This is a genomic window from Clostridium sp. DSM 8431 (genome assembly GCF_900116755.1).
In the GTDB taxonomy this organism is placed as follows: domain Bacteria; phylum Bacillota; class Clostridia; order Clostridiales; family Clostridiaceae; genus Clostridium.
Genome location: NZ_FPBY01000011.1, coordinates 25,062 through 36,394 on the forward strand (window position 1 = coordinate 25,062; position 11,333 = coordinate 36,394).

The window sequence follows — 11,333 nt, forward strand, 5'->3', positions numbered from 1 at the left end:
GATATCATTAACAAGTAATTTAGAATTCATTAAAATTAAAATAAATAGAAATTAGTTTTCTAGGGTTCCGCAGGAGACTTTCTTGGCAGGTCCGAGAGAAAACACACAAGTTAATTTGTGTTCACGGAAGGATAAAAGCCTGGGAGATATATTTTTAATATTTCTCCTAGGCTTTTTTCTATATAAAAAAAATTATAAATTTCTTTTGACAGTGGCACTTGTTATAGATATGTAAGTCTTTTTAGTAATACTAAAGAAAAGAAAAATTTAAGGAGGAAAATTTGATGAGTTATTTTAGTTACAAAGATATTTATATAGAGGATGGAAAGAGAGTTTTAGAAATTAATGTGCTTCCAGAAAAGTACTGTAATTTTGACTGCATATTTTGTCCTATTGGAAGATCAAAAAATAAGGTAGATAAGCAAGTTGAATTTGAAAACATAGAAGATTCATTATCTGAGTTAAAGGATATGATAGAAAAAACAAAACCAGAATTAGTATTTATTAATTCAAAGGGAGAAGCCTTTGTAAATGATAAGCTTCCATATATTATTGATTTTATAAAGGAAAATGGAGTGAAAGTAAGACTTCTTTCTAATGGATACTTACTTGGAAGAGAAGAATATAAAAAAATAGCTAATAGCTGTGATGAAATTTTTGGAGAAATAAAAACAATAACAGAAGAGGATTTTAAAAGAATTCAAAGACCTATTGAAGGATATACATTAGAAGAATATATTTCTAATATGATAGAGTTTAATAAACAATATGAAGGAAAGTTTATATTTGAGGTTACTATAGTTAAAGGTTACAATGATGATGAAAAAACCATTGAAAAGTTAAAGGATATTATTAATGAAATAAAGCCTGATAAAGTAATTGTTGCAAGGATGGAAGATGAACCATTTAAGAAAAAGCTAGGCATAAGTGATGAAAGATTTGAGGAAATTTCAAAGGAGTTACTTAAATAATAGTAAGGGCTATAATGTGACAAGATTATAATTTACCTACCTAAATTCAAAAAAATTTTTTAGTTTATATAGGTAAATTATATTTTAATCTCAATAATTCTATGATATAAAATAATTAATTATAGGAAGGTGGTGCTTAATTTGAAAAATAATAAATTAGTAATTGGATATATAGGAAATGGAAAGAGTACAAATAGATATCATCTGCCATTTGTTTTGCAAAGAAAAGATAAATTTCAGGTGAAGACTATTTATAGAAGAAATCCAGACCATGATGTTTGGGACTACATAGAAGGTGTACATTATACAAATAATATTGAGGAGCTTTTAAATGATGAAGAAATTGATATGGTAGTAGTATGTACAAAGCATGATAGTCATTTTAAATATGCAAAAATGGTTTTAGAGCATAATAAACACTGTCTTGTAGAAAAACCTTTTATGGAAACTAGTGCGCAGGCTAAAGAAATCTTTGAATATGCAAAAGCTAAAGGATTATTTGTATCTGCATATCAAAATAGAAGATTCGATAGCGACTTTTTAACAGTTCAAAAGGTTATAGAAAGTGGAAAGCTTGGAGATTTACTTGAGATGGAGATGCATTTTGACTACTATAGACCAGAAGTACCTTTAAATACTTATGAATTTAAGCCTGAGGCATCATATTTATATGGTCATGGATGTCATACTTTAGATCAGGTAATAAGTTATTTTGGAAAGCCAGATAAAATACATTATGATGTGCGTCAGCTTTTAGGAGAAGGACATATGAATGATTATTTTGATTTGGATCTATACTATGGAATCTTAAAAGTATCTGTAAAATCAAGCTATTTTAGAATAAAGGAAAGACCAAGCTTCGTTGTTTATGGTAAAAAGGGAATGTTTATAAAGGCAAAAAAAGATCGTCAGGAAGAATGTTTAAAGATGTTTTATATGCCTGATAATAAGGACTTTGGAAAAGACAGGACTGAAGACTTTGGAACTATAACTTATTATGATGAAGAGGGTGATTTCCATGAAGAAAAGGTTAAGACTGTAGATGGAGATTATGGAAGAGTATATGATGGAATTTATGATACTATAGTTAACCACACAGAAAAGGTTATTAAAGATGAGGAAACAATTCTTCAGATGGAAATGCTTGAAGAGGGAATTAAAAATTTAAAATAAATTTATATAAAAGAGAGCTGTAGGTTTGACCTATGGTTCTTAATTTTTATTCTTGGTAAGAATTTATTAATATAGGCTGTATTATAGATAAAAGTGATGAATCTTTAATAGCTAGGCTATATTTTAATGAGTGATTTGAATTATCACTTTATTTGAAAATATAGCCTATATTAATTTAATAAAATGAACAAAATAATTATGAAGAAAGAATAGCATTAATAAAAATATTGCTAGGAGGACTAAAGATGAATGAAGTATTAAAATGTATAAAAGAAAGAAGAACTACAAGAAAATTTAAAGCAGAACAAATAAAAGATGAAGAGGTGCAGCAAATAGTAGAAGCAGGTCTTTATGCACCAAGTGCTGAAAATCATCAGTCTTGGCATTTTACAGCTATACAAAATAAAGATATATTAGATGAAATGAATTTTGAGACAAAAGAAGTTTTTAAAAAGTCAGATAATGAAACCTTTAGAAGAGTTGGAAACAATGAAAAGTTTGTGCCTTCATATGATGCACCTACAGTAATTTTAATCTCAGGAAATAATGATTGTAATTTTAAAGATGTAGACTGTGCAGCAGCTACTCAAAATATGCTTCTTGCAGCACATTCTTTAGGAGTAGCATCATGTTGGGCTGCGGCTACTGCAGCTGTATTTAATGGTGAAAAGAATGAATATTTTAGAGATAAATTAAATATACCAGATAACTATACTCCATTACATGCAGTGCTTCTAGGATATTCAGATAATACACCTTCAAAAGCACCTAAGAGAAAAGATAATACAGTTAATTATGTGAAATAATTATAATTAAATAGAAGATAAATAATTATAAAAGAAAGCCATAGGTTTGACCTGTAGCTTTAAATTTATATAAAATTTTTATAAAATAGATATGCAAAATGTTTGAAAAAATTTAGTAGAAGTTATAAAGCTAGGTAATGTAAACTAGTTTTAGATAATGAGCTAAACAATAAGAAATTTTCATAGGAGGTAAATGTGTGGGATTTTTCAAGAAATTAGGAGGAACAGTAGGAACAGTTGCAGGAGTTGAAAAGGAATAGTAACTACAGCTTCAATTGGAATTGATGGTGTGGATGCTATTTTAGAAGATCATGATTCAACACATCTTGTGGAAAATCCTAATATGCATCATGTGTCACCACATTATAGAACTTTACCTGATGGTAGAGAGATTTGGGTAGACGGAGATGGAGATGCTAGTGTTGATACCTTTGAGGGATGGATGCAACATAATCCGGATTATAGAAGATAGATTGATAAGGAATGGTAGCCAATAAAAATAAAGTTGCATGTAGTAAGCATACAGCTTTTTGTATTTGCTGAAAAATAAAAATCCCAGGTTAACCTTAAATTATAATTTCAAATATCCACCTTCAACATATATTAATATAAGCAATAAGTATATAAAAAGGGTGAAATATGAAAAAGAAAAAGCTACCTAGTGAAAAATATTTTGGTAAATTAGAATCAGTATTTTCTTTTTATGATGCCATGCCTACAGGTGTTACTATTTCTGAAGAGGGACGAATTTTTGTTAATTTCCCTAAGTGGGGAGATGATGTAAAGTTCACAGTAGGGGAAATTGTAGGTGATAAATTAGTACCTTATCCTGATTTACAAACTAATAAAGTAGATTATGATAATTTGCAGAATTGTTTTATAAGTGTACAGAGTATTGTTGCAGATGGATGTGGTACCCTTTATGTTCTTGATACTGCTTCTCCAAATTTTTCAGAGCCTATAGAGGGAGGAGCAAAGCTTGTAGCAATAGATCTTAAAACTAATAAAATGAAAAGAGTTTATACATTTTCAAATGATGTAGTGCTTCCTACTACATACTTAAATGATGTTCGTTTTGATTATCGTGTTGGCAAAGAAGGATATGCATATATTACAGATTCATCAGATAAAGGACCAGGCGGAATTATTGTAGTAGATTTAAGTGATGGCAGAGCCTTTAGACGTTTAAATGGTGATTTATCTACAGCAGCAGATCCAGATTTTATTCCAAAGGTAGAAGGAAAAATAATGCTTAATAGAAATGAAAGAAAAGAAACTTCTGATGTTACAATAGGTGCAGATGGAATTGCAATATCTGAAGATGGAAAGATATTATACTTCTGTCCTCTTGCAAGTCGTGATTTATATTCAATAGAGACTGAAGTTTTAAGGGATGAATCCATTCCAGATAAAGCCCTTCATTCCTATGTTAAATATTTAGGAGAAAAGGGTGCATCTGATGGATTAATTACAGATGGAAAAGGCACAATATATGCAGGGGATTACGAAAATAATAGTATAAGAAAGATTACAAAAGATGGAGTAATGGAAACTATTCTTCATAGTCCATATTTATTGTGGCCAGATACCTTTACTATAGGATATGATGGATATTTGTATGTTATAGTAAATCAATTGCATAGACAAGCAAGGTATCACTATGGAAAAGATTTAAGAGAAAAACCTTATAGTTTATTTAGAGTGTTTATAGGTGAGTTGCCTGCAGCTACAAAGTGAGGGGGTAACACCTATCACCTCCACCATAAATTCACGACTACTTATAATGTGGCTTAAACAGCCGATTACAGTTAGTCGTGTTTTTTTATCCTTTATATTAGGCGAATGTGGAAATACAACGGATATTGCTAATAATAGAGGTAATCCAAATGGATTTAATCCTGAAATGTTTAGTGGAAATGTATCAGAAGAAAAAGATATTCAATTTGAATGTAAGACTGCTAATGGTGTGACAATTAGATGAACTATTTGTATTCCATAAAATTACAACGGAAATGTAAAATATCTAGTTGCTATTCTTTCTCACGGTATCTTAGGTGATAGAAATCAAGGTGAAGTTTTTATAGATTTAGCAGATTTTGAAAATGCCAAGATTAATATTTATATATCATTAAAATAATTTACAATTAAATTATGGTTAAAATAAAAGAGAATAAGAATATAAAAAGTGATGATAGAGATAATCTGTCATCATTTTTTTAAGAAAAGTATAAATTTTTCATTGTTAGAAATACTAAAAAGTACAGATTTTCTGGTATAATAAATTATGATTATAAAAATATCAAAAAATATGTTTTATTGGTTCTGTTCATTGTTTTTTTCTCCTTTTATAGGGCTGAGAAGATCAATGTTCATTTAACTTAATAGAATGAAAAGAAAGTAGGAGGAAGAATATGATTAACAAATATGATTTCATGTTTAAGTATTTACATAATGCAACTAAGGAAGAAAGACATATTGATGAGATGAATAATTTTGCAAAACAACATCCTATACTATTTACAAAATGTCATTTTCTATTTAGACCAATAGTTAACTTTGATGAAAATAGTAACGAATACAAAGAAGCAAGAGAGAAATTAGAAGAAATATTTAATAAAAATGAAGAGGATTTTAAAGAGTTATTTGATGTAATTAGAGAAAAGTTTTCTGGTAAGTACTTTTAGGATAAATAAACAAACATTTAGAAGCAATTTCATTAAAGCTTATGGAAATATGAGTAAATATTGAAACTAGTGATTGTAGTATAAGAGTTAGCAATGATAAAAAGTTAAAGCCAGTAAATGTAAAAACTGAAGCTTATCCAGGATTTGCAGCAGACATTCAGTAGTCTCTATCTGTATTATTAAGTATTACAGAAGGAAGAAGCTCTATATATGAGAACATATAGGAAAATAGATATAAACATATCAACGAATTAAATAAAATGGGTGCTAAAATTGAAATTGAATATATAGATAGAGGTTATCCTCAAATTGAGGAAAAGCTTAAATTATTAGGAGCAGATATAATAAGAAAATAAACTTTATTTTGGCATAGATGAAATGAAAATATATATTCTTATTGGAAGAGTAGCAGTAGTTTTAGTACTAATAGTAAGACAGTAGGTAGATTTGCTTTATACAAATCTACCTACTGTCTTATTTTTCATTATATTTTACATTTAATGTAGAGTGGAAAACAGCAAATAGATTTAAAATAAAACATTAGAAAAATATAAATAAAATGTAAAAAAATACATATATATGTGTAAGGAGGAGAGTATTATGAGTTTTAAGAAAAAAGTTATTTTAAGTATTTTTGCATTTATTTTTGTGAGTATTATAAATGTGAAAGCAGCTTATGCAATGGATACAGTAAATGGAGATAATTATACTGCGTCTTCTGCATATAACATGGGAAGATATATAGAAGGTAAAAGTGTAACTGCCATTCTGCCAGCAGAAGAAAGCAGTTCGTATTTCTTCAGTAATTCCTTTCTTAGCTGTTAACTGCGATGGAGAAAGAAATTCACTTACTTTTGACTGTACTTATGATTTAGCAAATACAAATTATAAAACTGTAATTTCCAAGAGGTAGTATTATGAGGATAAATAATTATGTACAAATGGTATCTTTTAAGCAATCTTTATGTAATAGGAAAAAGAATAGTAGATTAAATAATTTTGTTAATAAAGATACAATAAATTTGAGTAAAAAAGCTTCTAAAAGCTTAAAAAAAGGAATATCAGAAAATAGAAAAATTGATGAGAATATAAATATTTCAAGCTATCTTGAAAAAATAGATAAGAAGAATGAAAAGACTATAAATGAGGCAGGAAGTAAGCTTAAAGCTCAAGTTAAGTAGGAAGATGAATTTAGTGCTTATGAGGATATTTTAAAGGATAAGTATAAAAAGCTTGCTTTAATAGCTAAGAATCATTCTAATCCAGAAGATTATATAATTAATAAGTATTTTAATCCAAATTCATCTGATTATGTAGCTGATTTAACTGATACTGAACGTCAGATTGCATTTACAAATGAAATTCAGATGTTGAATACAGGAGAGCTTTCATCATGTGATTTAAGAGATTCTGCTTTTAGAGGTTTGGGTAGTAAAAATGAAGGTTTACTTAATATGAGTAAAAGTGAATTCCATAGAAATTTAATAAATAATCAGTTTAGCAATATATTGAAAGAAGCAGGGATTAATACAGCTTTTAGTTTTAATATAAATATTGATCCCTATTCCTATTCTGTCAATATAGAAGGTAGTAATGGTAGCGTTTCAGAGGAAATAAAAAAACTTTTAGAAATGGATGAAAATTCATCTGAACTCTTTAAACACATTATTATATCATCATTAGATAATAATCATAATAACAAAAAGATAACAGATGAAGGAAAGCTAAAGTTTAATTTATATCATCAGTGTTTAGAAGTAACAGGTCTTGATATAAGAGAGTTAGAAGAGAAAGATGGCACCTATTATACCAAAGAGGGAAAAGATATTATAGATGTGTATAATGATGCAGTAGAAAAATCTTTAGATGAGGGTAATAGTTACATGCCTATAAGAGATGCTGTTAGTTATAAAAAGTGGTTTTCAGAAATGGTTCATTCAGTTTCAGAAAAGGGCTGGAACAATTTAAAGGATATGTTTTTAGATATTAAGGTTACAGATAAAGGATTTATAGATTTGTAGGTGTCATTACGAAGAATTGAAAATAAAAGATATGAATAGAAAATTTAGTGGGTTTTAAAATTTTCTGTAAGTCCTCTGTTTTATAAGCATATTCAAGTATCATAACATTTAGCAGCTGCCAAATTGGTGAGGAAGCTGTTCAATTTGGTATTTATGCTTGTAGTCCTGAGGAGTCATCCTTTAAAGCAACTTTCACAAATATGGAGATGACTGAGTGCAGGTGGCTGTCATATTAGACAGTCCTTTTTGTTTATAGTAGAAATAAAAATTTTTATATAATGATCTTTAATATATAAATGTTGGTGAAATTACATTATTATATATAAATCATATATCAATCAAAGTATAACAACATTTCTTTATGAAAGACTAGAATATAAGAAAATTAAATAAATAGTTTTAACTTTTTAGCAGCTTAATATTGAAACTTAAAAAAGGGCTTGTCACTAACGTCACAGCCCTTAAATCTTATATATTCTTATTTTGCAGTATATTCATCAATTAATTCAATAGCTTCTCTAATCATACTATCACAGTGTTCTTTCTTTTTACCACCTTTCTCAGCATTAGCTTTAAGTAATTCAGAACAAATAATAGTACCTTCGTGATTATTCATTATTGTTTTCTTAAATTCTCTAATTTTTGCTGGATCTTCAATGCCTTTTGCACCTAAAACCATTAATGCACTAGTAACAGCTCCGCAAGTGCTTCCACTTTTCATTCCTCCACCAAAGTTACATGAAATACATGAAGCTATATCTTCAGTTAGTCCAATTTCTTCAGCATAAGTTTTCATAATCGCTTGAGCGCAGTTATCTGCTCCTGATTCTCTTAGTTCCATTGCTTTTTCTACGTGTTTATTCATGTTATTATCTCCTTAAAACTCTTATATTATTTATTTTTATATTTTAATTTGCATATTCCCTGTGTCATAGTACCCATAGGGCAGAATGTACACCATGTTCTAGGTTTATATAGCACCATTACAATTAATCCAATTAGTGTGGAAGTTAACATTATGCTATAAAAACCAAAGCTGAATTTTGCTATCCAGTCTGGAACAAGTCCTGGAGTATATGCAAAATGCCAAGGCACTTTAAAGGTCCAGAATAATTTAATTACTTCAGTTAAGTTACTAGCACCTGCTGCAACTAAGTAGGTTTGAAATATCATATTACAAAACATAAGTAAAAAGAATATTAAAAATCCATATCTAAATTGTTTTGATAAAATCCACTTAGGAGCAAGTCTATTTCTTGAACATTTTTTATTTTGACCTATCATAACAAATAGCTGACTTCTGCCACACATATTGTTACAAAACCACTTGTTTCCATATATCATAGCAAAAATTAAGGGTAATGTAAAATCTATAAGTCCAAGCCAGGCAAATAATATATTAAAGAAACCTAAGGAAAAATAAACTATTGCCCATATCCACATATATTGATACCATTTCTTTTTCATTATATTTTATCTCCCTTGCTTATTATTGTTATGCATCCTGCTGGACATACGTTAAAGCACATTCCACATCCTACACACTTTTCAATATCTACTTCAGCAAAACATCCATGTACAATTGAAATAGCTTTTCTAGGACAAGTATTGTAACAGGCACCACAGGATACACATCTGTTTTTATCTACATTAGCTGTCTTTTTTGATATCATATTTATACCTCACTAATTTTATAAAATAAAAAGCATCTTGCCTTCGATATATAGAATATCAAAACCTAGATGCTATGTATGTGACATAGTCACATTTCTATAATTTCATTATTTAAAATTCATTTTTAATCATATTTTTTAATTTATCTTTATCAAGAACCTCTATCTGACCTCTCTTTAAAGATAAAATTCCTTCACTTACAAAGTATTTAAGAATTCTTGATACAACTTCTCTGGCGCTTCCAATTTGTTTTGCAATTTCATCTTGAGTTACTTTTATTATGTTACTGTTTTGTTTTGTAGTTTCATCTAATATGAAATTAGCAATTCTTTCATCAACCTTCATAAACAATAATTGCTGCATAGTCCACATTACTTTGGTGAATTTTTCAGTGGCACTTTTATAGATGTATAGTCCAACCTTGGGATTTTCCTCCATTACATTATTAAGTTGTTTTGAAGGAATAAGGTAAACTTCAGTATCAGAAACTGCTTCAATAAGTATATCAAAGGCTATGGAGTCCATTAAGCAGGATGCAGCTAAGACACATACTTCACCTTCTAAAACTTTGTATAATGTTATTTCTCGTCCTTCTGGAGAAACTATAAAGGCTCTAAGTTCACCTTTTTTAACAGCAAATATTCCCTTGCAGCTTTTATTAAAATCATTTACTATTCTTCCATTTTCAAAAGATATTTCATAAATTGATGCCGATAGTGTTTGCTGCTGAGTTTTACTTAAGTCTTTCCAAAAATCAAATAAAGTTATATAATCCATTTTTATATCCTCCTGATTAAGTTATTATAACATGACTTAATAAAAATGATTATGTAGGCTTAAAGAAACATTGGCTTTTGCTGTCTTCAAAAGAAGAAAATGAAGAAAAAATGATATTTGTGGTAAATGATATTAATTGGGTTTATAATAAACATTAATAAAATATATAGTTAATGGGTGACAGTAAGAAAGAAGGAAATATTATGTATATAAAGAATGCTAATGAGAGCCTTAAGGAAACATTTATTCATGAGGAGTATATTCCTATTGAAGTAAAATGGAGTGCATCAGAGGAAAAACCAGAAACTATTGCAAATATTAAGTGGGGAAATTTATATAACTCATTACTTGAGATTGGTGTAAGTAAGGCAACTGGTTTAGTTAAATGTATTAAGTTAGTTGCTGCAGAAAAGATTTTTATAGATTCAGATTATAAAATAAAAGATGCAGAATGTGAAAATGGGCATCCTATGTTTGAAAAAGAATTATTAAAGGATAAAATGACTATTGATTCAGGCTTCATGTTGGAAGTTCATGTTGTTGAAAATTCAATTATATTATTATTATCCAATGATGAAATCAGTAAATATATTGTTTCTGATGAAGTTAAATTTGGGGTTAATAAGAATAATGAGCTAAGTTGTATTGTTTTATTTTCTATAGAAGATAAAGATATGAAGTGGATTAAAAATGAATTGAAGTATATGCTATAGCTATTGCTATTAGAATTTTAATGAAAAAAGTGTTTGAAAAGGTAAAAAATAATTGCATTATTTTTCTTTTAGGTTCTTTTACGGTCTATGATTACTTTTTAACATCGTAGTTTCCTTATATACTGAAAAGTACTGAATTTATTAGTTTTCCAACATTATTAAATTTTATACTTTCCTCGTATTTGAAATGCTAAATAGTGTAGACTTTAATTAGGATCAGGAAATATTTATTCAAAAGTATTTAATAATTTGAAATGCTAAATAGTGTAGACTTTAAAGCAAAGAGTTAGGGATGTAGATTTTAATTTTGCTAGCTCTTTTTAAATTCAAATTACAATTGGAAATTTATTTCATCCCTTAGGTGGTGAAATGATTGGCCGATACATAGTAACTATTGTTAATAACTTTGACAATAGTTATTTTGTGCGCCCAGCATGGGCGTGCACTCAATGTCGTCAACTTAGCAATAAGAGACTTAAAAAAGAAACCTTAGATTAAATTTTTTTCAATAGCT

Annotated in this window: 16 protein-coding genes, 1 pseudogene and 1 riboswitch; of the genes and pseudogenes, 13 read left to right on the forward strand and 4 right to left on the reverse strand. The window is 28.5% G+C overall.

The features are described from left to right. Nucleotides 1-48 precede the first annotated feature (48 nt). A riboswitch (guanidine-I (ykkC/yxkD leader) is annotated at nt 49-148 on the forward strand. A 136-nt stretch (nt 149-284) separates the two neighbouring features. The 11 genes and pseudogenes from BM384_RS02110 to BM384_RS17210 all read left to right on the forward strand — a co-directional run. Then, nucleotides 285-971 carry a radical SAM protein gene (locus tag BM384_RS02110; RefSeq protein ID WP_090010416.1) on the forward strand — a complete coding sequence of 229 codons (687 nt, stop codon included), beginning with the start codon at nt 285-287 and terminating at the stop codon, nt 969-971. A 141-nt stretch (nt 972-1,112) separates the two neighbouring features. Beyond that, on the forward strand, nt 1,113-2,144 hold the full coding sequence (locus BM384_RS02115; RefSeq protein WP_090010419.1) for an oxidoreductase: 1,032 nt from the start codon (nt 1,113-1,115) through the stop codon (nt 2,142-2,144). Between the two features lie 245 nt (nt 2,145-2,389). Further along, a complete protein-coding gene (locus BM384_RS02120) occupies nt 2,390-2,950 on the forward strand; it encodes a nitroreductase family protein (protein WP_090010422.1) in 561 nt (186 codons plus the stop codon). A gap of 289 nt (nt 2,951-3,239) precedes the next feature. After that, entirely contained in the window at nt 3,240-3,422 is a 183-nt protein-coding gene (locus BM384_RS02125) for a hypothetical protein (protein ID WP_090010425.1), read from the forward strand. Nucleotides 3,423-3,589: 167 nt separating this feature from the next. Beyond that, nucleotides 3,590-4,687: an L-dopachrome tautomerase-related protein gene (locus BM384_RS02130; RefSeq protein ID WP_090010428.1), complete on the forward strand. Its 1,098-nt coding sequence runs from the start codon at nt 3,590-3,592 to the stop codon at nt 4,685-4,687. A gap of 46 nt (nt 4,688-4,733) precedes the next feature. Further along, entirely contained in the window at nt 4,734-4,931 is a 198-nt protein-coding gene (locus tag BM384_RS02135) for a hypothetical protein (protein WP_139232029.1), read from the forward strand. A 430-nt stretch (nt 4,932-5,361) separates the two neighbouring features. Beyond that, a complete protein-coding gene (locus BM384_RS02140) occupies nt 5,362-5,634 on the forward strand; it encodes a hypothetical protein (RefSeq protein ID WP_090010436.1) in 273 nt (90 codons plus the stop codon). A 600-nt stretch (nt 5,635-6,234) separates the two neighbouring features. Further along, entirely contained in the window at nt 6,235-6,459 is a 225-nt protein-coding gene (locus tag BM384_RS02145; RefSeq protein ID WP_090010439.1) for a hypothetical protein, read from the forward strand. Between the two features lie 92 nt (nt 6,460-6,551). Further along, the gene (locus BM384_RS02150; RefSeq protein WP_090010444.1) at nt 6,552-6,815 is read left to right on the forward strand and encodes a hypothetical protein; all 264 of its coding nucleotides are present in this window, start codon (nt 6,552-6,554) and stop codon (nt 6,813-6,815) included. A gap of 27 nt (nt 6,816-6,842) precedes the next feature. Then, nucleotides 6,843-7,655 (forward strand): DUF4885 family protein, encoded by an 813-nt coding sequence (locus tag BM384_RS02155; protein ID WP_090010447.1) that lies wholly within the window; start codon nt 6,843-6,845, stop codon nt 7,653-7,655. A 137-nt stretch (nt 7,656-7,792) separates the two neighbouring features. Continuing rightward, a pseudogene (locus BM384_RS17210) lies at nt 7,793-7,891 on the forward strand (DUF1349 domain-containing protein); the annotation flags it as partial. A gap of 242 nt (nt 7,892-8,133) precedes the next feature. Here BM384_RS17210 and BM384_RS02160 read toward each other — a convergent pair. From BM384_RS02160 to BM384_RS02175, 4 genes are all read right to left on the reverse strand, one after another. Further along, on the reverse strand, nt 8,134-8,520 hold the full coding sequence (locus BM384_RS02160; RefSeq protein ID WP_090010451.1) for a C-GCAxxG-C-C family protein: 387 nt from the start codon (nt 8,518-8,520) through the stop codon (nt 8,134-8,136). A gap of 26 nt (nt 8,521-8,546) precedes the next feature. After that, nucleotides 8,547-9,122 carry a 4Fe-4S binding protein gene (locus BM384_RS02165; protein ID WP_090010454.1) on the reverse strand — a complete coding sequence of 192 codons (576 nt, stop codon included), beginning with the start codon at nt 9,120-9,122 and terminating at the stop codon, nt 8,547-8,549. After that, entirely contained in the window at nt 9,122-9,328 is a 207-nt protein-coding gene (locus BM384_RS02170; protein ID WP_090010457.1) for a 4Fe-4S binding protein, read from the reverse strand. The genes BM384_RS02165 and BM384_RS02170 overlap by 1 nt, the downstream gene beginning before the upstream one ends. Before the next feature lie 112 nt (nt 9,329-9,440). Beyond that, nucleotides 9,441-10,106, reverse strand: coding sequence for a Crp/Fnr family transcriptional regulator (locus tag BM384_RS02175; protein WP_090010462.1), 666 nt, complete (start codon nt 10,104-10,106; stop codon nt 9,441-9,443). Nucleotides 10,107-10,309: 203 nt separating this feature from the next. Here BM384_RS02175 and BM384_RS02180 point away from each other — a divergent pair, with 203 nt between their 5' ends. Both BM384_RS02180 and BM384_RS18455 read left to right on the forward strand, forming a co-directional pair. Further along, nucleotides 10,310-10,819, forward strand: a complete 510-nt coding sequence (locus BM384_RS02180) for a hypothetical protein (protein WP_090010466.1) — start codon at nt 10,310-10,312, stop codon at nt 10,817-10,819. A 369-nt stretch (nt 10,820-11,188) separates the two neighbouring features. After that, nucleotides 11,189-11,317: a hypothetical protein gene (locus BM384_RS18455; protein ID WP_278280887.1), complete on the forward strand. Its 129-nt coding sequence runs from the start codon at nt 11,189-11,191 to the stop codon at nt 11,315-11,317. Nucleotides 11,318-11,333: the final 16 nt, after the last annotated feature.